Annotated in this window: 21 protein-coding genes; 3 read left to right on the forward strand and 18 right to left on the reverse strand. The window is 66.5% G+C overall.

Features of this window, described 5'->3' with window-relative positions; translation table 11 throughout:
- Nucleotides 1–65 precede the first annotated feature (65 nt).
- The 6 genes from ccoP to B2J89_RS12670 form a co-directional block, all read right to left on the reverse strand.
- Nucleotides 66–983, reverse strand: a complete 918-nt coding sequence (gene ccoP / locus B2J89_RS12645; RefSeq protein ID WP_169169444.1) for a cytochrome-c oxidase, cbb3-type subunit III — start codon at nt 981–983, stop codon at nt 66–68.
- Between the two features lie 24 nt (nt 984–1,007).
- Nucleotides 1,008–1,145, reverse strand: a complete 138-nt coding sequence (locus B2J89_RS12650) for a cbb3-type cytochrome c oxidase subunit 3 (RefSeq protein ID WP_169169445.1) — start codon at nt 1,143–1,145, stop codon at nt 1,008–1,010.
- Nucleotides 1,146–1,159: 14 nt separating this feature from the next.
- Nucleotides 1,160–1,792, reverse strand: a complete 633-nt coding sequence (ccoO, locus tag B2J89_RS12655; protein WP_169169446.1) for a cytochrome-c oxidase, cbb3-type subunit II — start codon at nt 1,790–1,792, stop codon at nt 1,160–1,162.
- An 18-nt stretch (nt 1,793–1,810) separates the two neighbouring features.
- Nucleotides 1,811–3,253 (reverse strand): cytochrome-c oxidase, cbb3-type subunit I, encoded by a 1,443-nt coding sequence (gene ccoN, locus B2J89_RS12660; protein WP_169169447.1) that lies wholly within the window; start codon nt 3,251–3,253, stop codon nt 1,811–1,813.
- Nucleotides 3,254–3,315: 62 nt separating this feature from the next.
- A complete protein-coding gene (ccoS, locus tag B2J89_RS12665; protein WP_169169448.1) occupies nt 3,316–3,453 on the reverse strand; it encodes a cbb3-type cytochrome oxidase assembly protein CcoS in 138 nt (45 codons plus the stop codon).
- A 16-nt stretch (nt 3,454–3,469) separates the two neighbouring features.
- Complete coding sequence (locus B2J89_RS12670; protein ID WP_169169449.1) at nt 3,470–5,899, reverse strand: cation-translocating P-type ATPase; 2,430 nt, start codon at nt 5,897–5,899, stop codon at nt 3,470–3,472.
- Between the two features lie 103 nt (nt 5,900–6,002).
- Between B2J89_RS12670 and B2J89_RS12675 the strand changes: the two genes are divergently transcribed.
- Nucleotides 6,003–6,446: a universal stress protein gene (locus B2J89_RS12675; protein WP_169169466.1), complete on the forward strand. Its 444-nt coding sequence runs from the start codon at nt 6,003–6,005 to the stop codon at nt 6,444–6,446.
- A gap of 100 nt (nt 6,447–6,546) precedes the next feature.
- Here the strand turns inward: B2J89_RS12675 and B2J89_RS12680 are convergent, their stop codons facing one another.
- The 7 genes from B2J89_RS12680 to B2J89_RS12710 form a co-directional block, all read right to left on the reverse strand.
- Nucleotides 6,547–8,121 carry a malonyl-CoA synthase gene (locus B2J89_RS12680; RefSeq protein WP_169169450.1) on the reverse strand — a complete coding sequence of 525 codons (1,575 nt, stop codon included), beginning with the start codon at nt 8,119–8,121 and terminating at the stop codon, nt 6,547–6,549.
- A 5-nt stretch (nt 8,122–8,126) separates the two neighbouring features.
- Nucleotides 8,127–8,948: an enoyl-CoA hydratase/isomerase family protein gene (locus B2J89_RS12685; RefSeq protein WP_169169451.1), complete on the reverse strand. Its 822-nt coding sequence runs from the start codon at nt 8,946–8,948 to the stop codon at nt 8,127–8,129.
- A 25-nt stretch (nt 8,949–8,973) separates the two neighbouring features.
- On the reverse strand, nt 8,974–9,966 hold the full coding sequence (locus B2J89_RS12690; RefSeq protein WP_169169452.1) for a tripartite tricarboxylate transporter substrate binding protein: 993 nt from the start codon (nt 9,964–9,966) through the stop codon (nt 8,974–8,976).
- Between the two features lie 40 nt (nt 9,967–10,006).
- Nucleotides 10,007–11,461: a malonyl-CoA decarboxylase gene (locus B2J89_RS12695; protein ID WP_169169453.1), complete on the reverse strand. Its 1,455-nt coding sequence runs from the start codon at nt 11,459–11,461 to the stop codon at nt 10,007–10,009.
- Nucleotides 11,458–12,123, reverse strand: a complete 666-nt coding sequence (locus B2J89_RS12700) for a GntR family transcriptional regulator (RefSeq protein ID WP_169169454.1) — start codon at nt 12,121–12,123, stop codon at nt 11,458–11,460. The genes B2J89_RS12695 and B2J89_RS12700 overlap by 4 nt, the downstream gene beginning before the upstream one ends.
- Nucleotides 12,124–12,434: 311 nt before the next feature.
- Nucleotides 12,435–13,247, reverse strand: a complete 813-nt coding sequence (gene lgt / locus B2J89_RS12705) for a prolipoprotein diacylglyceryl transferase (RefSeq protein WP_169169455.1) — start codon at nt 13,245–13,247, stop codon at nt 12,435–12,437.
- 52 nt (nt 13,248–13,299) lie between these two features.
- Nucleotides 13,300–14,217 (reverse strand): LysR family transcriptional regulator, encoded by a 918-nt coding sequence (locus B2J89_RS12710; protein ID WP_169169456.1) that lies wholly within the window; start codon nt 14,215–14,217, stop codon nt 13,300–13,302.
- 99 nt (nt 14,218–14,316) lie between these two features.
- Between B2J89_RS12710 and ilvD the strand changes: the two genes are divergently transcribed.
- A complete protein-coding gene (gene ilvD / locus B2J89_RS12715) occupies nt 14,317–16,023 on the forward strand; it encodes a dihydroxy-acid dehydratase (RefSeq protein WP_169169457.1) in 1,707 nt (568 codons plus the stop codon).
- A gap of 84 nt (nt 16,024–16,107) precedes the next feature.
- On the opposite strand, the gene B2J89_RS12720 is transcribed toward ilvD, so the two are convergent.
- Complete coding sequence (locus B2J89_RS12720; protein WP_169169458.1) at nt 16,108–16,350, reverse strand: TIGR04438 family Trp-rich protein; 243 nt, start codon at nt 16,348–16,350, stop codon at nt 16,108–16,110.
- Nucleotides 16,351–16,457: 107 nt separating this feature from the next.
- On the opposite strand from B2J89_RS12720, the gene B2J89_RS12725 reads away from it, so the two are divergent.
- A complete protein-coding gene (locus tag B2J89_RS12725; RefSeq protein WP_169169467.1) occupies nt 16,458–16,763 on the forward strand; it encodes a c-type cytochrome in 306 nt (101 codons plus the stop codon).
- A 122-nt stretch (nt 16,764–16,885) separates the two neighbouring features.
- Here the strand turns inward: B2J89_RS12725 and B2J89_RS12730 are convergent, their stop codons facing one another.
- From B2J89_RS12730 to B2J89_RS12745, 4 genes are all read right to left on the reverse strand, one after another.
- On the reverse strand, nt 16,886–17,347 hold the full coding sequence (locus B2J89_RS12730; protein ID WP_169169459.1) for a LapA family protein: 462 nt from the start codon (nt 17,345–17,347) through the stop codon (nt 16,886–16,888).
- Nucleotides 17,348–17,542: 195 nt separating this feature from the next.
- Nucleotides 17,543–19,540, reverse strand: coding sequence for an acetate--CoA ligase (gene acs, locus B2J89_RS12735; protein ID WP_169169460.1), 1,998 nt, complete (start codon nt 19,538–19,540; stop codon nt 17,543–17,545).
- Between the two features lie 164 nt (nt 19,541–19,704).
- Nucleotides 19,705–20,658, reverse strand: coding sequence for a nitronate monooxygenase family protein (locus tag B2J89_RS12740; RefSeq protein ID WP_169169461.1), 954 nt, complete (start codon nt 20,656–20,658; stop codon nt 19,705–19,707).
- Between the two features lie 117 nt (nt 20,659–20,775).
- Entirely contained in the window at nt 20,776–22,566 is a 1,791-nt protein-coding gene (locus B2J89_RS12745) for an acyl-CoA dehydrogenase (protein WP_169169462.1), read from the reverse strand.
- Nucleotides 22,567–22,692: the final 126 nt, after the last annotated feature.

The raw sequence follows: 22,692 nt of genomic DNA on the forward strand, positions 1-22,692 counted from the left end.
AAAAGGTAATGGCGCGTGAGCGCCAAGCGGATGGCGCACAGCGCCATCCTCGACACACGGCCAGGTTACCGGACTGCGGCTCCAGGCTGGTTTGACAAACCCCACACATACGAGGTGAGCACGTCCAGCTGCGCTTCGGTCAGCTTGCCTGCCTGGGCCGGCATTTCGTTGACCTTGCCGTTGTTGATGATGGCCGTGATGGCGGCTTCGCCCCAGCCGTGCAGCCAGACATCATCGGTCAGGTTAGGGGCACCTAGCGCCTGGTTGCCCTTGCCGTCCATACCATGGCAGGCCGCGCAGGCAGCAAACTTGGGCTTGCCCAGCGACGCACGCAACGAATCGTGCGGGCTGCCAGACAGGCTCAGCACATAGTGCGAGAGGTTGCGCACGTCTTCGGGTGTGCCCACCGCGGCGGCCATGGGCGGCATGTTGCCGACACGGCCCTTTTCGAGGGTTTCGCGGATCTTCTCGGGCGAGCCACCGTGCAGCCAGTCCGTGTCGGCCAGGTTGGGAAAGCCCTTGCTGCCGCGTGCATCCGAGCCGTGGCACTGCGCACAGTTGTTCATGAACAGACGCTCGCCGATGGCCATGGCCTGCGGATCGCGCGCCCTGTCTTCGGGCTTCATAGAGGCAAAGCGGGCATACAGCGGCTCGAGCTCGGCATTGGCCTTGGCCACTTCGGCGTTGTATTCGGACTGTGTGGACCAGCCCAGCTGGCCGGCAAACTTGCCCAACCCGGGGTATGCGGCCAGATAGCCAAACGCAAAGACGATGGTCAGGACAAACATCCACATCCACCAACGTGGCATGGGGTTGTTCATCTCGGTCAGGTCCTCGTCCCAGACGTGGCCTGTCGTGTTGTCGCTGGCGGAGACGATTTTCTTGCGGGCCGTCAGCCAGAGCAGGAGCAGGCAGGCCAGGATGCTCAGAAGCGTCAGCCCGGCCACATAAACCGACCAGAAATTGCTGGTGAAGTCACTCATTGGATGTTCTCGTTCTGGTGAGGATCAATCTTGTTCGAAGGGAAGCTGGGCGGCCTCGTCAAACCGGTCGCGGTTGCGCCGTGAATACGCCCACACCCAGATGCCGGCGAAGCAGGCAAACGATGCCAGCGTGACAACCACGCGCATGGTGGTGATGTCCATGTTCAGACCCTCCGTTACTTGAGCGCGCGGCCCATGACCTGCAGGTAGGCCACCAGTGCGTCCATTTCCGTCTTGCCCTTGACCTCGTCGGCGGCGGCCGTGATCTGTGCGTCGGTGTAAGGAACGCCCACGGTGCGCAAGGCCCGCATGCGCGGCGCCACGTCGGCGGCGTCCACCGCGTTCTTTTCAAGCCATGGATAAGCCGGCATGTTCGACTCTGGCACCACGTCGCGGGGGTTGTTCAGGTGGATGCGATGCCACTCGTCGCTGTACTTGCCGCCCACACGGTGCAGATCGGGCCCGGTGCGCTTGCTGCCCCACTGGAACGGGTGGTCGTAGACGAATTCACCGGCCACCGAATAGTGGCCATAGCGCAGCGTTTCGGCACGGAACGGGCGGATCATTTGCGAATGGCAGTTGTAGCAACCCTCGCGCAAATAGATGTCGCGCCCCACCAGCTGCAGCGGCGCGTAGGGCTCGACGCCCTTGACCGCCTCGGTGGTGGATTTCTGGAAGAACAGCGGCACGATCTCGACCAGGCCGCCCACGGCAATCACCAGAATGATCAGCACGATCATCAGGAAGTTGTTGGTTTCCACCTTCTCGTGGGTGAAACCGGTCGAGGGTTTGTTGTTGTGTTGTGACATGAAGGAATTCCTCGGATCTCAGGCGTGCGCCGGCTTGATGGCGGGAATGGCCACGGTGACCGAACGGCCCGAAATGGCAGTCACCCAGACGTTCCAGGCCATGATCAACATGCCCGCCAGGTAGAGAATGCCGCCCGCAAAGCGGATCACGTAGAACGGATAAGTGGCCTTCACGCTTTCGACGAAGGTGTAGGTGAGCGTGCCGTCGGCATTCACTGCGCGCCACATCAGGCCCTGCATCACGCCGGCGATCCACATCGCGGCGATGTACAGCACGATGCCGATGGTCGCCAGCCAGAAATGCAGTTCGATGGCCTTGATGGAATGCATTTTTTCCTTGCCGAACAGGCGCGGCACGAGGTAGTAGAGCGAACCCATGGTGATCAGGCCCACCCAGCCCAGCGCACCGGCGTGCACGTGGCCCACGGTCCAGTCGGTGTAGTGGCTCAGCGCGTTGACGGTCTTGATGGACATCATCGGGCCCTCGAACGTGGCCATGCCGTAGAACGACAGCGACACGATCAGGAAGCGCAGGATGGGGTCGTCGCGCAGCTTGTGCCAGGCCCCCGACAGCGTCATGACGCCGTTGATCATGCCGCCCCAGCTGGGCGCCAGCAGCACCAGCGAGAACACCATGCCCACCGATTGCGTCCAGTCGGGCAGCGCGGTGTAGTGCAGGTGGTGCGGGCCAGCCCACATGTAAGTGAAGATCAGCGCCCAGAAGTGGACGATGGACAGGCGGTAGCTGTAGACCGGACGGCCTGCCTGCTTCGGGATGAAGTAGTACATCATGCCCAGGAAGCCTGCGGTCAGGAAGAAGCCCACGGCGTTGTGGCCGTACCACCACTGCACCATGGCGTCCTGCACACCGGCATAGGCCGAGTAGCTCTTCATGAAGCCTGCGGGAATGGCCGCGCTGTTGACGATATGCAGCAGCGCAATCGCCAAGATGAAGGCGCCATAAAACCAGTTGGCCACATAGATGTGGCGCACCTTGCGCATGCCCACCGTGCCGAAGAAGACGATGGCATAGGCCACCCAGACCAACGCGATCAGGATGTCGATCGGCCATTCGAGTTCGGCGTATTCCTTGCCGCTGGTGTAGCCCAGCGGCAGGCTGATCGCGGCGGCCACGATGACCAATTGCCAGCCCCAGAACGTGAAGGCCGCCAGCGGGCCCGCAAACAGTCGCACCTGGCAGGTGCGCTGCACCACGTAGTAGCTCGTTCCGATGAGCGCACTGCCCCCGAACGCAAAAATCACCGCGTTGGTGTGCAGGGGCCGCAGGCGACCGTAGCTCAGCCAGGGTATGCCGAAGTTGAGTTCAGGCCAGGCCAGTTGGGCAGCGATGAACACGCCCACCAGCATCCCCACCACCCCCCATACCACGGCCATGATCGAAAACTGCCGCACGACCGTGTCGTTGTAGTGCGCAGCATCTGCTTTTTTTGGAATATCCATCGGGCACCTCTTGATTTCAGCGAAAGTATTAACCGGATTGACTGCAGGGGATTTGACCGAGGTCAATTGTCCCGAAGAATGCGTTCGCCTTCTTGCTCTACGTTCTCAAACTGTCCCCGGTACACGGCCCACCAGAGGCCGAGGATGATCAGCAACACGAGCACCACCGACAGCGGGATCAGAAGATAAAGAATGTCCATCGGGAAGCTCCAGACCTCAGGCCGCCACAGCAGCGACAGGCGCCGGCGCAGCGGACGCCACGATGCTGCCCGCGCCTTGGCTCAATGCGGGAAGGGCCCGCGACAGCCGCGCCGCATTGAGCACGACCAGCAGCGAACTGAGCGCCATGCCCAGGCCCGCCAACCAAGCCGGCATGTACCCGGCAATCGCCAGGGGCACGCCCAGCGCGTTGTAACCCGCAGCCCACCACAAATTCTGGCGCACCACGCGCAGGGTGTTCCGTGCCAGCAGCAGCGACTGTGCAATCAGCGCCAGATCGCCACCGAGTACGACAAAATCGGAGCGCGACTGGGCCAAGGGCACGGAACGGCCAAAGGCAAACGACACATGCGCGCCCGCCAGCACCGGACCGTCGTTGAGGCCATCGCCCACCATCGCCACGCGCTGCCCGCGTGCCTGCAATGCCTGCAGCGTCTCGAGCTTGTCCTGCGGCGTGCAGTCGCCCTGCCATTGGTCGATGCCGGCCTGGGTGGCAATGCGCGCGGCGGCCAGGGGACGGTCACCCGACAGCAGCTGCACCGCGACGCCTGCCTGGCGCAGCGCCTGCACCGCAGCCGCGGCCTCGGGGCGCAGGTCTTCGCTCAAATCGAAGCGCGCCAGCTCCACAGGCTCGGCACCCTCGCCTTGCCAGGCCAGCACCACCTGCTGCGCCGTGGCGTGCTGCGCGGCACGCTGCCGGGTATGGCGGGGCGACCCCAGCAGCAGACGCCCCGGGGGCAGAACGCCGTCCCCGTCCTGCAGCCAGGCAGTAAGCCCATGGCCTGCGGTTTCCTGCAGCTGCGCAATGCGCCAGCGCGCCACCGCAGCCCCGGCCTGGCCCTGTGCGGCGGCCACCAGGGCACGCGAGACAGGGTGCAAGGACTGGCCTGCCAGCGTGGCCGCCAAGGCCGTGGCATCGGCGGCAGACAACAGGCCCGGCGCCTGCACGCCGCGCACCACCATGCCGTCGCGCGTGAGCGTGCCGGTCTTGTCGAACACCAGGGTGTCGACTTCGGCCAGCGCCTCCAGGCCTTGCAAATTGCGCACCAGCACACCGTGGCGCGCCAGCGTTCCGGCAGCAGACAGCATGGCGACCGGCGTGGCCAGTGACAGGGCACACGGGCAGGTCACGATCAGCACCGACACGGCCACCATGAGCGCATGGCCCGGATCGGTGGGCCACCACCACACGGCCGCCAGCAGGGCCGCCAGCAGCACCAGCACCAGGAAGGGGCGCGCGACGCGGTCGGCCAGCTGGGCCAGGCGCGGCTTTTGCAGCGACGCGCTCTCCATCAGCGCCACGATCTGGGCAAAACGCGTGCTCTGGCCTGTGCCCTGCACGCGCACCTCCACGGCCGCCTGCAGGTTGTAGCTGCCCGCGATCACGCTGCTGCCTTCGGGACGCGCCACGGGCGTCGACTCGCCCGTGAGCAAGGCCTCGTCGGCCAGGGTGTGGCCTCGGGTGATGCAGCCGTCGGCCGGAAATGCCTCGCCGGGCAGCACGCGCACGGTGTCGCCCACCACCAGACGGCGCACCGACACGCGCTCGAAATGCCCGCCGGTGGCACGCCGCTCCACGCTGTCGGGAAGGCGGTTCATGAGCGCCTCCAGCGAGCCCGCCGTGCGGTCGCGCAGGCGCAACTCCAACCAGCGCCCGGTGAGCAGGAAGAAGACAAACATGGTCAGCGAGTCGTAGAAGACTTCGCGGCCAAAGAGGCCTGCCGGGTCGAACGTCCCGATCGTGCTGACCACGAACGTGATGCCCATGCCCAGGGCCACGGGCAGGTCCATGCTGACGCGGCGCTGGCGGATGTCGCGCAGGGCACTGGAGAAGAACGGGCCGCAGGCGAACAACACCACCGGCAGCGAGATCACCCAGGAAGCCCAGCGCAGCAAGGTTTCCATCTCCAGCGTCAGGTCACCAGGCAAGGCCACATAGGCCGGCCACGCGTACATCATGACCTGCATCATGCAAAAACCCGACACCAGCCAGCGCCACAGCGCGCGGCGGTGCTCGCGCAGGCGCTGCTCGCGCGCGAGTGCATCCATGGCCGGCAGAGCGCTGTAGCCGGCGCGGCGCACCGCCGCCAGCCAATGCGACGGCAGCACCTGTCCGGGCTGCCAGACCACGCGCGCGCGCTGTGTGGCGGCGCTGACGTCGGCCTGGGCCACGCCGGGCACGGCACGCAGGGCCTCTTCAATGGTCAGGGCGCAGGCGGCGCAGTGCATGCCGCCAATCACCAAGTGCGATTCCCACGCACCGGCATGCAGGCTCTGCGGGCGCGCCTCGGAACACGGCCGCCCGAAGGACGCCCACTCCTGCGGATCGTCCAAAAGCGCGTCGGTCACACGGGCGCTGGAAGCTTCTTGCGCGGTGTCAGAAACGCTGTCTGCCGAGGAAAGCAGAGCGTTGGAAATCGTTGACATGGCTCAAGCTTACCGCTTCTGCATGCCATACTGCTTGATATGTATCAATCCTGAAATACACCCCGCTGCCGTAAGCTTACATTTTGCAAAAAAGGAGCCAAGCATGTACAAGCGCATTTTGATCGCCACCGACGGATCCCCCCTGTCCGAGAAAGCCGTGGAAAGCGGCCTGTCTCTGGCGGCACTTTCCGGCGCCACCGTTGTTGCCCTCAAAGTCGTGCCACGCTACCCGCGCAGCTATTTCGAAGGCGGCCTGCCCACGGATGCAGACGATATCAAGCGGATTGAAAAACAGTGGGGCGATGCGGCCCAGACGCTGGTCAATGGCGTCAAGGCCGAGGGCGGCGCCCAGGGTGTGGTGGTGAAGCCCGTGGTGGCAAAATCCGACCTGGTGGCCGAGGCCGTGATCTCTGCCGCCAAAAAGCACAATTGCGACTTGATCGTGATGGCCTCGCATGGCCGCAAGGGCCTCAAGCGCCTGCTGCTGGGCAGCGAGACGCAGCATGTGCTGACCCATTCGCACATTCCTGTGCTGGTTCTCCGTTAAGAGCCAAGGCCCTAGCGCTTGCACAGCAAGCGCTAGAAGCTATAAATAGTGAAGCACGCACCGGAACAAGGTCGGTGCGTGCTTTTTTGTGGGTGCGGTGTCAGGCGAACAGTTTCTCGTACTGCGCGCGCAGCAGGTTCTTCTGCACCTTGCCCATGGCGTTGCGCGGCAGCTCGGTGGCGACGAAGCAGCGCTTGGGAATCTTGAAGTTGGCCAGCTGCGCCTTGAGGGCGGCCAGGATGGCCTCGCCCTCGGGCTGCGCGCCCGGCCGGGCGATCACCACCGCCACGCCGACCTCGCCAAAATCCGGGTGGGGCACGCCCACCACCGCGCTTTCGGCCACGCCGGGCAGCTCGTTGATGGCGGACTCGATCTCGGCCGGGTAGACGTTGTAGCCGCCGCTGATGATCAGGTCCTTGCTGCGACCGACGATGCTCACGTAGCCGCGCTCATCCACCTGGCCCACGTCGCCGGTCTTGAACCAGCCATCGGCCGTGAACTCTTCGGCCGTCTTCTCCGGCATGCGCCAGTAGCCCTTGAACACGTTGGGGCCCTGGACCTGGATGTTGCCGATCTCGCCCACGGGCAGCGCCCGGTTCGCGTCGTCCACCACGCGCAGGCCGACGCCGGGCAGCGGAAAGCCCACGGTGCTGCCGCGCCGCTCGCTCTGGCCGCCGTGGCGTGCATCGGCGCGGTAGGGGTTGGAGGTGAGCATGATGGTCTCGCTCATGCCGTAGCGCTCAAGGATGGTGTGGCCCGTGCGCTGCTGCCATGCGGTGAAAGTCTCGATCAGCAGCGGGGCCGAGCCCGCGATGAACAGGCGCATGTTCTTCGCGGCTTCTTTGGTGAGCCCCGGCTCGGCCAGCAGGCGCACGTACAGCGTCGGCACGCCCATGAACACGGTGGCGCGCGGCATCGCGGCGAGCACGGCCTTGGGATCGAACTTCGCCATCCAGATCATCTTGCTGCCATTGAGCAGCGCGGCGTGGATCGCCACGAACAGGCCATGCACGTGGAAGATCGGCAGCGCGTGGATGAGCACATCGCCACGACCTTCAGGCCCTCCGGTAGCCGTCCAGCCCCAGTAGTCCTTGAGCACCAGGGCGTTCGAGAGCAGGTTGCCGTGCGTGAGCATGGCGCCCTTGCTGCGGCCGGTGGTGCCGCTGGTGTAGAGGATGGCGGCCAGGTCGTCTGCGCCCTTGGCGGCGGGCTCATGCGTGTCGCCGTGGTGCGCCGCGCGTTCGAGCAGGCTGCCCGTGCGGTCATCGCCGAGCGTGAACACCTGCTGCGTGCCGGCCCTGAACGCGATTTTCGACACCCAGCCGAAGTTGCCTGGCGTGCACACCACCACGGCGGGCTCGGCGTTGCCGACGAAGTATTCGATCTCGCCGCTCTGGTAGGCCGTGTTGAGCGGCAGGAAGACATAGCCCGCGCGCAGCGTCGCCAAGTACAGCACCATGGCCTCGACCGATTTCTCGACCTGCACGGCCACGCGGCTGCCTTCGGGCAGCTGCAGCGACGCCAGCAGGTTGGCGATGCGCGCGCTGGCATGTTCGAGGTCGCGCCAGCTGTACCGCAGGGTCTGGCCATCGGGCGCCGTGGTCTCCACGGCGGTCTGGTCCAGGTCGGATGGGAAAGCGGCGCGCAGGGCCGTGAACAGGTTCTGGAAAGTCATGGGATTCAAAAGACAGGGGAACGTTTGGCCAGGAATGCGGTGATGCCTTCACGGTGCTCGGCACCGTCGGCGTAGGCATAGGGATCGATCGCCGCGGAATTTACTATGCTTTCAATAGCTGATTGCGCAGACCCGACGGGCGTTTGAGGCGTTTTCAGTGCCCGAAGCGTCTGCTTGTTCAGGCGCGCCGCACCGGGCGCCAGCGCGGCGATGCGGCAGGCCGTGCCGAGCGCGTCGGCGGCCAGCAGGTCGCCGTCCACCACCCGGCTGAGGAACCCGCGCGCCAGCATGTCGCCCGCGCTGAAGGTCGCGGCTTCCAGCAGAATCTGACGCGCGGTGAGCTCGCCGACCGCGCCGGCCACCAGCTGCGCTTCGCGCGGCGCCATGGGAAAACCCAGCTTGGCGATGGGCGCGCCAAAGCGTGCCGTGCGGGCCGCGATGCGGAGGTCGCAGCAGCTGGCCATCTCGACGCCCGCGCCCATGCAGGCACCGGCAATCTCGGCGACGATGGGCACGTCGCAGTCGAGCATGGCCGCAAGGCCGCCCCAGACGTCGTTTTCGTGGAAATCGCGCAGCTCGGCTGCGTCAAAGCGGAAGGCCGGGTACTCGGAGATGTCGCCGCCCGCGCAGAACGCCCCGCCCTCGCCTGCCACCAGCACGCAGCGCACCTCGGTGCTGCATTGGATGCGCTCGAAAACCGCGCGCAGCTCGCGCCACATGGCGCGCGACATGGCATTGAGCCGGCCTTCGTGGCGCAGCGTGACCCGCACCACCCCGGCCTCGCCCGCCGCCCCTGCGGCCCGCGCCGCGACAACTTCCCCGGACATGCAATGCCTTTCTCTGCTCTGGGCCTTATTCGAGTTTCGCGCCCGAGGCCTGGACCACCTGGGCCCAGCGCTTGACTTCGCCGCTGACCATGGCGGCAAACTGCTGCTGCATCATGCCGCCGTAGTCGGCGCCGTTGCTGGCCCACACGGCCTTGAGCTCGTCGGACGCGCCCAGGCGCTTGATTTCCTCGACGATGCGCGCCTGCACGTCGGCGGGCGTGCCCTTGGGCGCCCACAGGCCGTACCAAGTGGTGACGGTGTAGTCGGGCAGGCCCACCTCGGCGGCACAGGGCACGTCGGGGAAGGCCGGGTTGCGCTTGGCGCCCGACACCATCAGCGCCTTGATGCGCCCGCTCTTGATGTGCGCGGCCGACGAACCCAGGCCGTCGAACATCATGTCGACGTTGCCGGCAATCAGGTCCTGCAGCGCCGGGCCCGCGCCGCGGTACGGAATGTGCGTGATGAAGGTGCCGCTTTGCTGCTTGAACAGCTCGCCCGCGAGGTGGTGCGAGGTGCCGGCGCCGGCCGAGCCGTAGTTGAGCTTGGCGGGGTTGCGCTTGACGTGGGCCAGGAACTGCTGGAAGTTGGCGACCGGCACGGCCTTGGGGTTGACCACCACGACCTGGGGCACGTTGGCCAGCAGCGCCAGCGGAACGAAGTCCTTTTCGATGTCGTAGTCGAGCCGGGGATACATCGAGGGCGCAATGGCGTGGTGCACGGCGCCCATGAACAGCGTGTAGCCATCGGGCGCGCCCTTGGCGGCGAAGCTCGCGCCCACGGTGCCACCGGCGCCCCCCCGGTTGTCGATGATCAGGGTCTTGCCGGTGGACTTGGCAAATTGCGCTGCCAGCGGGCGCGCAAACGCATCCGTGCCGCCGCCGGCAGGAAACGGCACCACCAGGGTCACCGGTTTGCTCGGCCAGGCGCTGGCCTGCGCCCAACTGCCGGCCGTTGCCAGCGCCAGCCCCGCTGCGGCGCTACTGCGCAAGATGCCACGCCGATTCAAATGCTCTGCCATCGCTTGTCTCCTCTCGTTGTAAAAATGGTCGGGCCGCAGGTCAATCGGCACACAGATTCTCGATGTCCTTGGAGGCCGCGATGCGGCCCTGCGCGAGCAGGCCGCGGTGCTTGTCGGTGCGTTTGAGGTCGTAAAGGTAATTGACCATCAGGCCATACGACTGCTTGTGGCCCTTGGCGGACGGGTCGCCCGCCCAGTTCAGGCGCTCGACGCGCGCGCCATTGCCCAAATGGAAGCGCGCCACCGCGTCGGCCGGCTTGCCGCCCGGCAGCTCGCGCGCCAGGTAATGGGCGGCGCACTGCATCAGCCAATGGCGCACCGGCGATTTGGCGTCCAGCTGCGCCGCTTGGTCGGCCGCGGCCAGCAAGGGCGCGACCTGCAGCGGCTCGCCCACGGCGCGGCCCAGTTCGGCACGCGGCTTGTCGCCCAGCCGCTCGACCATGGCGCCGGCGTTCTTGGCCAACCAGGCGCGAAAGCCCGGGATCGGCGAGAGCGTGGCGAAGGTGCGCAGGCGCGGGAACTCGGCGCGCAGGGTATCGACCACGTGCTTGATGAGCGAGTCGCCAAAGCTCACGCCGCGCAGCCCGGCCTGGGTGTTGCTGATCGAATAGAAGATGGCCGTGGTGGCGCGCGCGATGTCGGTGGGCGCCGCCGCTTCGTCCAACAGCGGCGTGATGCTGCCGGAGATGCCGTCCCCCAGCGCCACCTCGACAAAGATCAGCGGTTCGCTCGGCAGGCGCGGATGGAAGAAGCCATAGCAGCGGCGGTCGCTGTCGAGGCGGTTCTTCAGGTCGGCCCAGCTGCGGATGTCGTGCACGGCCTCGTACTTGATGAGCTTCTCGAGCAGCGAGGCCGGTGAGTCCCAGGACAGGCGCCGCAGCTCCAGAAAGGCGACGTCGAACCAGGTCGAAAACAGGTGCTCCAGCTCCGCATCGAGCGCCAGCAGGCGCTTGTCGCCCTTGAGGTGGGGCAGCAGCTCGGCTCGCAGGTCGACCAGAAAGCGCATGCCTTCGGGAAACACCGCAAAGCGCTGCAGCAGCCGCGTGCGCGGCGACACCAGCGCGCGGCGCAGGCCGATTTCGGCCTGGCCCTCTTCGGCGGTGCCGGCGGCGGCCTCGTAGCGCTCGTGCGCCGAGGCAAAGCGCGTGGCGTCCGGGGCAAACTGCTCGCACATCAGCAGCCACAGGTCACGGCGTCCCTCGGGCTGGGCCTGCGCGTACCACTCGGCCACGGCCTGTGCGCGGCGACCTCCTTCGAGCTCGCTGGTGCGCGGCCCGATGACTGCCTGCAAATCGGCCAGCACGCGGCGCAGCGCGCGCGGCGCCAGGGCTTCGTGGGCGCGCCGCAGCGTGGCCTGCAGGCGCTCGTGCGTGGTGCGCGGCGCGGGGGCGGCCTTGGCACGCTGGGTTGGCGCTGCGCTCTGGGTGGCGTCTGCGGGCGGCGCAGGCAGAAGGCGGGCCATGCCGCGGGCAAGCCAGTCGGGGGCGTTTTTCATGGCAGCAGTATCGAGTGGTGGCGGGCAACGCTGCGCAGCGCCTCGCGCTGGCGCAGCAGGTGGGTGCGCATGGCGGCCTCAGCGCCCTCGCAGTCGCGCCGCTGCAGCGCGGCAAAAATGTCCAGGTGCTCGGCCAGGCTTTGCTCGAGGCGGCCGGGGGCCCTCAGCTGCTGCAGGCGCGCGAGCTTGAGGATCTTGCGCAGGTCGCCAATCACCTGGGCCAGCCAGCGGTTGCCGGCCAGCGCGATGAAGGCCTCGTGGATGGCGAAGTTGGTCTCGTAATAACCCGCGATGTGCCCCGCCGCCGCATGCTGCTGCAGGCGCTCGTGCAGCAGCTGCAGCGCGGCCATGTCGGCCTCGCCCGCATTGCGCGTGGCCTCGTGCGCGGCGCGCCCTTCGAGCAGGGCGATGACGGGGAAGATTTCGTCGAGGTCGCGCTCGGTCACCTCGGCCACAAAACAGCCGCGGCGCGGCTCGTGGCGCAGCAGGCCCTCGGCCACCAGCACCTTGAGCGCCTCGCGCAGCGGCGTGCGCGAAATGGCCAGGCGCTCGCACAGCGCGCCCTCGTCCAGAAAGCTGCCCGGCACCAGCGCACCGGCAAAAATCTGTTCCCGCAACTGTGCAGCGGCTTCGTCGTGCAGGGAGTTGGGAACGGTGCGCATGGCCCAGGTCAGCGGGCCGCGGGGGCGCGGGCGTTGCAGCGGAAATCGACAGGAGGGGCGGGCGGGACGGGCATGAGGGTGAAAAGGCGGGCGATGGGAGAGCTATCGGGATGGATTCCGTTGTAATTTCCCATAATTATGGAAGCCCGCACGGCCCTCGCCATAGGGGAAAGCACTGCCTCCACCGCGCCGCGCGGCGCCGGGTGGGCTGCGGTTGCGTCCCCACGCCAGGCCTGCGCCGCCAGACCACTACTCATTTGATAGCTGTCAGCGCTTGCCACGCAAGCGCCAGAGGCCTATTTGACCTCAGTTCAGCGCACGGGCTGGCGCTGCGCCCACAGCCACAGGGCCACCCCGGCGACGATCATCGGCAGGCACAGCCACTGGCCCATGCTCATGCCCAGCGGCAACAGGCCCAGGAAGCTGTCGGGCTCGCGGAAGAACTCGGCAATGAAACGGAAGATGCCATAACCGAACAGAAACGCCGCCGCCACCTGGCCCTGGCGCCGCTCGCGCCGCGCATACAGCCACAGCAGCACGAACAGCAGCAGGCCTTCCAGCAGAAACTGGTAGACCTGCGAGGGATGGCGCGGCAGCATCGAGCCGCTTTGTGGAAACACCATGCCCCAGGGCAGGTCGGGGCTTGCAAAGCGGCCCCACAGCTCGCCGTTGATGAAGTTGCCCACCCGCCCTGCCGCGAGGCCCGTGGGCACACAGGGCGCCACGAAGTCGGCCACCTGCAGCCAGGGCCGCTGGCGCGAGCGCGCAAACCAGACCATGGAAGCGATCACGCCCAACAGGCCCCCATGGAAACTCATGCCGCCTTGCCAGATAGCAAAAATCTCCAGCGGGTGCGTGGCGTAGTAACCGGGCTTGTAGAACAGGCAGTAGCCCAGCCGGCCACCGACCACCACGCCCATCACGCCAAGGAACAGGATGTCTTCCACATCCTTGCGCGTCCAGGCGCCCGGCCCGGTGAGGGAGGCGAAGGGCGCGTGGCGCAGGCGCCGCGTCCCCAGAAACATGAAGAGGCCAAAAGCAGCCAGGTAGGTCAGGCCATACCAGTGGATGGCCAGGGGGCCGATTTGCAGCGCAACGGGATCGATATGGGGGTACATCAGCATGCGGGCGATTGTGCACGCAGCGTCCCGCGGGCTTGAGCCGCCCCTGCGCGGGTCAGGGAACCGGGAGGGCTGCGCGCACGAAGTCGATCCAGCGCGCCAGAGCCGGCACGCTGGGGGCCGCATCGCGCCACACCAGGCTGGTTTCGCAATGCGGCACGCCGGCATCAGCCGGCACCTCGCGGTACACCACGCCGGGCCGCTGGAACTGGCGCACGCTGGCCGGCACCCAGGCCACGCCGAGCTCGGCCGACACCAGGTTGACGATGGTCTGCATCTGGATGGCTTCCTGCGCGACGCGGGGCTCGCGGCCTGCCGCATGGTAGAGCGCAGCGATGGCGTCGTACAGCGAGACCAAGATGCGGCGCGGAAAGATCACCAGGGGCTCGTCCAGCAGCATGGGCCAGTCCAGCGCCGCGCCCGTGGCCAGCGCATGGTGCTCGGGCAGCGCCAGCACCAGGGGTTCGCTGGCCACGCGCAGGCGCTCCAGGGCGGGCGGCGCCTGCCCAGGCGCGTGCAGCAGCAGCCCGGCATCGATGTCACCGCGCTGCAGGGCTTCGAGCTGCACGTCGCCCGTGGCCTCGATCAATTCCAGCTGCACCCCCGGCAGTTCGGCGCGAAAGGCGCGCACCCACTGCGGCAGCGGACCAAAGCCCACGGTCGAGACAAACGCCAGCCGCAGGCGCCCCAGTTCGCCCGCGGCGGCGGCGCGCGCATGGCCGGGCAGCAGCTGTGCACGCTCCAGCAGGTCCAGCACCTGGGGCAGCAGCGCCCTGCCCGCGGCCGTGAGCTGCACGCTGCGCTTGTTGCGGTCGAACAGGCGCAGGCCCAGTTTTTTTTCCAGCCCGGCAATGGCCTGGGTGAGCGGAGGCTGCGTTATGTGCAGGCGCTGGGCCGCACGGCCAAAGTGCAACTCCTGCGCCACAGCGGCAAACTGCTTCCAGGCGCGCATATCAATCAGAGGCTCACTCATATGCACTGCATATTAATGTGCACCTTCGAACGGATTGGATCGCCCGCGCCAATGACCGCATACTGGTGGCTGGAAAAACCACCCCCGACAGGAAACCCCATGGCAGACAGCACAGTCATCCCGATCCGGCCCATCAACGAGCGCAGCGCCCACATCACCCAGGGCAAGTCGCGTGCGCCCAACCGCTCCATGTACTACGCCATGGGTTACGAGGAATCGGATTTCTCCAAGCCCATGGTCGGCGTGGCCAACGGCCACAGCACCATCACGCCCTGCAACTCGGGCCTGCAAAGGCTCGCCGACGCGGCCATCGAGGGCATCGAGGAAGCCGGCGGCAACGCCCAGGTGTTCGGCACGCCGACCATTTCGGACGGCATGGCCATGGGCACCGAGGGCATGAAATACAGCCTGGTCAGCCGCGAGGTCATCAGCGACTGCATCGAGACCTGCGTACAAGGCCAGTGGATGGACGGCGTGCTGGTGGTCGGCGGCTGCGACAAGAACATGCCCGGTGGCCTGATGGGCATGCTGCGCGCCAATGTGCCCGCCATCTACGTGTACGGCGGCACCATCCTGCCTGGCCGCTACCAAGGCAAGGACCTGAACATCGTCAGCGTGTTCGAGGCCGTGGGCGAGAACGCCGCCGGCAAGCTCAGCGACTTCGACCTGCACGAGATCGAAAAGCGCGCCATTCCCGGCACCGGCAGCTGCGGCGGCATGTACACGGCCAACACCATGTCGAGCGCCTTCGAGGCGCTGGGCATCAGCCTGCCCTACTCCAGCACCATGGCCAACCCGCACGACGAGAAGCAGAACTCGGCCAAGGAATCGGCCAAGGTGCTGATCGAGGCGATCAAGAAAGACATCAAGCCGCGCGACATCGTGACGCGCAAGAGCATCGAAAACGCCGTCGCCGTGATCATGGCCACAGGAGGCTCGACCAACGCGGTGCTGCACTTCCTGGCCATTGCCCACGCAGCGGGCGTCGAATGGAGCATCGACGACTTCGAGCGCGTGCGCCAGAAGACGCCCGTGCTCTGCGATTTGAAGCCCAGCGGCCAGTACCTCGCGGTGGACCTGCACCAGGCCGGCGGCATTCCGCAGGTCATGAAGGTACTGCTCAACGCCGGCCTGCTGCACGGCGACTGCCTGACCATCGAAGGCAAGACCATCGCCGAAGTGCTGAAAGACGTGCCCGACCAGCCGCGCGCCGACCAGAACGTGATCCGTCCGATCGACAAGCCCATGTACGCGCAAGGGCACTTGGCCATCCTCAAGGGCAACCTGAGCCCCGAAGGCGCGGTCGCCAAGATCACCGGGCTGAAGAACCCGGTGATCACCGGCCCGGCGCGCGTGTTTGACGACGAACAGTCGGCCCTGCAAGCCATCCTCGACGGCAAGATCGTGGCCGGCGATGTGATGGTGCTGCGCTACCTGGGCCCCAAGGGCGGCCCGGGCATGCCCGAGATGCTGGCACCCACGGGCGCGCTGATCGGCGCCGGCCTCGGCGAGAGCGTCGGCCTGATCACCGACGGGCGGTTCTCGGGCGGCACCTGGGGCATGGTGGTGGGCCACGTCGCTCCCGAAGCGGCGGCCGGCGGCACGATTGCCTTCGTGGAGGAAGGTGACTCGATCACCATCGACGCACACCAGCTGGTGTTGGAGCTCAACGTTCCCGAGGCCGAGATCGCCCAACGCCGGGCAGGTTGGAAGGCCCCCGCCCCGCGCTATACGCGCGGCGTACAGGCCAAGTTCGCGTTCAACGCCGCCAGCGCCAGCAAGGGTGCGGTGCTGGACAACTATTGACGCAGGGCGTGGGCTGAAAGCGCCTGCGGCAAACATGCCGCAGGCGCTTTTGCAGAGAGGCCGGCGAAGGCGCTATCTTGCCGGTCAACGCGGCTTGCGGGGCCGCATGCCCAGGGCATCCTTGTGCCGGTCAATGCGGTCCCGCTTGCGCTTGTCCATTTTTTCCATGGCGCGCCGCTTGGTGTAGCCAGTGGCATCGGCCCAGGCCCACCATGCGGCCGCCAGTGCAAACGGCGCCACGACCCACCACCACGACCAGTCCGCGGGGGGGCCGATGTGCAGCGACTTCAGCAGCACCAGAATGATCCCCAGTCCCAACATATACATATCTTTGCCCTCGCCAGTCTCTGCGTCCTCTGCTCTTCGTCAACTGGAGCCGTGCGAATCGCGTTAAAGTCCAAGGCACTGTAACCCAACCACAGGAAAGAACCATGATGAAACGCACCCTGATCACTCTTGCCATGACGCTGTCGGTGGCCGCCCCGGCCATGGCCGACCAAGCCCTCGCAACGTCCAAAAACTGCATGGCCTGCCATGCAGTCGACAAGAAGCTGGTCGGTCCTTCTTTCAAGGACGTGGCCGCCAAGTACGCCGGCCAGAAGGATGCCACCGACAAGCTGGCCGCCAAGATCATGAAGGGCGGTTCGGGCGTGTGGGGCCCGGTGCCCATGCCTGCGAACCCCCAGGTCAATGAAGCCGATGCCAAGAAGCTGGCCGACTGGGTGCTGGCACAGAAGTAAGGCTGCCAGCCGCACTTGGCGCCCTGCGGGTGCCAAGGCGCATCGGGCCGCGTCCACGCAAGTTTGTGTGGACGCGGCCCTTTTTTTGGTGCGTGGCTATGCCATCCGATACTCCACCGGGCTCAGCCGAGGTCGCGCCTTGCGCGCAGCTGCTGCTCCAGCTGCCCCACGTAAGCAGCCGTGGAGTTGTCGGATTCCAGCATGCGCGCTGCGATCCGTGCGTCGAGCGCATCGAGCCGGGCCCACAAAGCCGATTGCGCTTGGCTGTGGTGCGTTTCGAGGTACTGGCGCAATTCCGTGAAACGCGAAGCCTCCGCCTTGTCCGCCAATTCGCGCTGCACCTGCATCTCCTTGGCATGGCGGCGTGCATCCATGAGCACCGTGCCTTGCAGCGACAGCACGTAGGCCACAAAGAACACGCCCAGCAAAACGGTCAACCCCAGCATCAGCAAGCCCAATGGTGCAGTGAACGACACCAGCCCCAGCGACACGGGCGACGGTGCCGCCAGCGTGTTCCAGTTCAATGCCGCCAGCAGCGCAATGGCCGCCACAGTCAGCAGCAAGAAAAAGGTTCTGAGGTTCATGGCGGGGCTCCAGCGGTGGGCGCGCTTGGCGCGCGGGGTGTTCGGGGTCAAGCGCCCTTGTACCCCAACTTGCCGGGCTCGCGGCACGCAGCTCGGCGATTTCCGCCCCTCTCCTACACCAGCGCGCTTGTGCTCCCCACAACAAAAAGCCGCCCTGTCTTGCGGCAGGGCGGCCTCCTGGTGGGGTGCGACGGCTCAATTGGCCTGCGACAACTGCTCCAGGATCGCCGGGTTCTCCAGCGTCGAAGTGTCTTGCGTGATCTGCTCGCCCTTGGCAATGCTGCGCAGCAGCCGGCGCATGATCTTGCCGCTGCGCGTCTTGGGCAGGTTGTCGCCAAAGCGGATGTCCTTGGGCTTGGCAATGGGACCGATTTCCTTGGCCACCCAATCGCGCAGTTCTTTCGCAATCGCCTTGGCCTCCTCGCCTGTGGGGCGGCTGCGCTTGAGCACCACGAAGGCACAGATCGCTTCGCCCGTGAGGTCGTCGGGGCGCCCCACCACGGCGGCTTCGGCCACCAGATCGGTCTTGGCGACCAGGGCGGACTCGATCTCCATCGTGCCCATGCGGTGGCCCGAGACATTGAGCACGTCGTCGATGCGGCCCGTGATGCGGAAGTAGCCGCGGTCGGGACTGCGCACGGCGCCGTCGCCCGCCAGGTAGACGGTGCCGCCCATCTCTTCGGGGAAGTAGCTCTTCTTGAATCGCTCCGGGTCGCCCCAGATCGTGCGGATCATGCTCGGCCAGGGGCGCTTGATGACGAGCATACCGCCCGCGCCGTTGGGCAGATCGTTGCCGGTTTCATCGACCACCGCGGCCATGATGCCGGGCAGTGGCAGGGTGCAGCTGCCCGGCACCAGCGGCGTGGCGCCCGGCAGCGGCGTGATCACATGGCCGCCGTTCTCGGTTTGCCAGAAGGTATCGATCACCGGGCAGCGCTCACCGCCGACGTTTTTGTAGTACCACATCCAGGCTTCGGGGTTGATGGGTTCGCCCACGCTGCCCAGAATGCGCAGGCTCGACAAGTCGGAGCTCGCCGGGTGCACGGCCGGGTCGGCTTCGGCCGCCTTGATGAGCGAGCGGATGGCCGTGGGCGCGGTATAGAACACGGTGCACTGGTGGCGTTCGATCATTTGCCAGAAGCGGCCCGCGTTGGGGAACGTCGGAATGCCTTCAAAGATGATCTGGGTGGCGCCTGCGGCCAGCGGCCCGTAGGCCACATAGGTGTGGCCGGTGATCCAGCCGATGTCGGCAGTGCACCAGAACACGTCGCTGGGGCGAATATCGAAAGTCCACTCCATCGTGGTCTTCGCCCACAGCAGGTAACCGCCCGTGCTGTGCTGTACACCCTTGGGCTTGCCGGTGGAGCCCGAGGTATAGAGGATGAACAGCGGGTGCTCGGCCCCCACGGGCTCGGGCGCGCACTCGCTGCTCTGGCCCGCCAGTGCTTCCGCGAAAGTCTTGTCGCGGCCGGCCTGCATCGCGCACGCGGTGGGTGTGCGCTCATAGACGAACACGTTGCGCACCGCTTCGCAGCCGCCCATGGCGAGCGCGTCGTCGATGATCGCCTTGAGCGGCAGTTCCTTGCCGCCCCGCATCTGGTAGTTCGCCGTGATGACGGCCACGGCCCCCACGTCCAGGATGCGCTCGTGCACGGCCTTGGCACTGAAGCCGCCGAACACCACGCTGTGCGTCGCGCCAATGCGGGCGCAGGCCTGCATGGCGACCACGCCTTCCACGGTCATGGGCATGTAGAGCAGGACGCGGTCACCCTTGGCAATGCCATGGGCCTTGAGCGCATTGGCAAACTGCGCCACGCGCGCCAGCAGCTCCTTGTAGGTCACACGCGTGACCTGGCCGTCGTCGCCTTCGAAGATGATGGCGGTCTGGTTCTCGGTGGGCGTGCCCATGTGGCGGTCGAGGCAGTTGGCCGAAGCGTTGAGCTCGCCGTCGTCAAACCAGCGGTAGAACGGTGCATTGGACTCGTCGAGCGTGCGGGTGAACGGCTTGCTCCATTGCAGCTGTTCGCGGGCGAGGCGTGCCCAATAGCCTTCAAAGTCGCGCTCGGCCTCCGCACACAAGGCCTCATAAGCCGCCATGCCCGAGATCCGGGCGGCCTTCACGGTGGCCTCAGACGGCGGAAAAACCCGGTTTTCAACCAATGTGGACTGGATGGCGGACGGTTGCGCACTCATGGTGGTGTCTCCTGAAGATCGATAAAGGCTGCCCATACTTTCGGCGCAGCCACTTACATACCACTGACGGGCATGGAGCTTATCAAGCAGCGCCGTGCCGCGTTCCGTTCCTTTGTGTCGGGCAGGCCAGGGTGGCGCCTTTTTCAGCGCCGGGCACAGCCGCGCTAGAGCGCCAGGCGCGCGCGCGCGGCCAGGTACTCGCGGCGCAGCCGCTCGACCAGCGCGGCAGCGCTGGTGACCTCGGTCACGGCGCCAATGCCCTGGCCGCAGCCCCAGATGTCCTTCCAGGCCTTCTTGGCGTCGCCGCCGAAGTTCATTTTGCTCGGGTCGGACTCGGGCAGGTTGTCGGGGTCCATGCCGGCGGCGCGGATCGAGGGCGCCAGGTAGTTGCCGTGCACGCCAGTGAACAGGTTGCTGTAGACGATGTCGTCCGAACTGCCGCTGACGATGGCCTGCTTGTAGGCCTCGCTGGCGCGCGCTTCTTGCGTGGCGATGAAGGCCGAGCCGATGTAGGCGAAGTCGGCGCCCATGGCCTGCGCGGCCAGGATCGCGTTGCCGCTGGCGATGGCGCCGCTGAGCGCGATCGGGCCGTCGAACCACTGGCGGATTTCCTGGATCAGCGCGAACGGGCTCTTCACGCCCGCGTGGCCGCCGGCGCCGGCGGCGACAGCAATCAGGCCATCGGCGCCTTTCTCGATCGCCTTGCGCGCGAACTTGTTGTTGATGATGTCGTGCAGCACGATGCCGCCCCAGCTGTGCACGGCCTGATTCACGTCTTCGCGCGCGCCCAAGGACGTGATGACGATCGGCACCTTGTACTTGGCGCAGACTTCCATGTCGTGGTCGAGCCGGTCATTGCTCTTGTGCACGATCTGGTTGATGGCGAACGGCGCCGCAGGCGCGTCGGGGTGCGCGCGGTCGTAGGCGGCCAGCGTTTCGGTGATCTCGGCCAGCCAGTCGTCGAGCTGCGCGGCCGGTCGCGCGTTGAGTGAAGGCATCGCGCCGACGATGCCCGCCTGGCACTGCGCGATCACGAGCTGCGGGTTGCTGATGATGAACAGCGGCGAGCCGATGACGGGCAGCGACAGCTTTTGCAAAACGGGGGGCAGCTTGGACATGGCGTCTCCGGATCCTTATGATTTTGAATGAAATCGGCCTATAACGCTTGCTGGTCAAGCACTGCAAGCTCATATATTAATAGCACAACAACCCGCGTATGCGGGCTGCCCTGGGCGTCAAAACGCGTCCAGCTCCAGCGCCACCACGCTGCCGGCACCGTCCACGATGCTGTCGCGCAGGCCACCGGCCTTGACCAGGATGTGCTCGGCATAGAACTGTGCCGTGGCGATTTTGGCGCGCAGGAAGGCCTCGTCCTGTCCCTGGGGCAACAGCTGCTGCGCCACCAGCAGCGCACGCGCCATCTGCCAGCCGGCCGCCAGGTTGCCGGCCAGCAGGAGGTAGGGCACGCTGCCGGCGAACACGGCGTTCGGCGCGGTCTTGGTCTGGCGGGCGACGAAGTCCACCACATCGACAAACGCCAGGCGCGCGGCCTGCAGGCGCTGGGCCACGGCTTGGGCCGCGGCCGTGCCGCTGGCGGCCAGCTGGCTTTCGGTCTGCTCGATCTGCGCGGCAATGGCGCGCGCGGCCTGGCCGCCGTCGCGCGCGGTTTTGCGGCCCACGAGATCGTTGGCCTGGATGGCCGTGGTGCCTTCGTAGATGGTCAGGATGCGCGCGTCGCGGTAGTACTGCGCTGCGCCGGTCTCCTCGATGAAGCCCATGCCGCCGTGCACCTGCACGCCCAGGCTGGTCACTTCGATACTCATCTCGGTGCTGTAGCCCTTGACCAGCGGCACCATGAATTCGTAGAACGTGGCGTTCTGCTTGCGCACCTCGGCATCAGGGTGGTGGTGCGCCGCGTCGTAGGCGGCCGCCGCCGTGGTGGCCATGGCGCGGCAGCCCTCGGTGTAGGCGCGCATGGTCATGAGCATGCGGCGCACGTCGGGGTGGTGGATGATGGTCGCGCTGCCCTGCACGCTGCCGTCGACGGGGCGGCTTTGCACGCGGTCGCGCGCGTACTGCACGGCCTTCTGGTACGCGCGCTCGGCAATCGCGATGCCCTGGACACCGACGGCGTAGCGCGCGGCGTTCATCATGATGAACATGTATTCGAGCCCGCGGTTCTCCTCGCCGACCAGGTAGCCCACGGCGCCGCCGTGGTCGCCGAACTGCAGCACCGCCGTGGGACTGGCCTTGATGCCCAGCTTGTGCTCGATGCTGACGCAGTGCGCATCGTTGCGCGCGCCCAGGCTGCCATCGGGGTTCACCAGGAACTTGGGTACGACGAACAGGCTGATGCCCTTGACGCCCTCGGGGGCGCCCTGCACGCGGGCCAGCACCAGGTGCACGATGTTCTCGGCCATGTCGTGCTCACCGTAGGTGATGAAGATCTTGGTGCCGAAGACCTTGTAGCGGCCATCGGGCTGCGGCTCGGCGCGCGTGCGCACCAGCGCCAGGTCCGAGCCGGCCTGGGGCTCGGTGAGGTTCATGGTGCCGGTCCATTGGCCGGTCACCAGCTTTTCGAGGTAGGTGGCCTTGAGTTCATCGCTGCCGGCCGTAAGCAGGGCCTCGATGGCGCCGTCGGTCAGCAGCGGGCACAGTGCAAAGCTCAGGTTGGCGCTGTTGCACATCTCGATGCAGGCCGCACCGATGGTCTTGGGCAGGCCCTGGCCGCCAAACTCGGACGGGTGCTGCAGGCCTTGCCAGCCGGCTTCGGCGTACTGGCGGAACGCGTCCTTGAAACCGGGCGTGGTGGTGACGGCGCCGGCCTGGAAGCTCGACGGGTTCTGGTCCCCCTCCCAGTTCAGCGGCGAGAGCACGCCCTCGTTGAACTTGGCGCATTCTTCGAGCACGGCCTGGGCGGTGTCGAGGCCCGCGTCTTCAAAGCCGGGCATCTGCGCGACCTGGTCGATATGGGCCAGGTGCTCGATGGCAAACAGCATGTCCTTGGTGGGGGCGGTATAGCTCATGGGTCTCTCCTGCGGGGTGCGTGGCTTGTCCAGATACAAAAAAGGGCATCGCGAAGGATGCCCTGGGGGTGGCGGCGGGGTTTACAGGGCCTTGACCAGTTCCGGCACGGCCGCAAACAGGTCGGC

The sequence above is a fragment of the Acidovorax sp. SRB_24 genome (genome assembly GCF_012931925.1).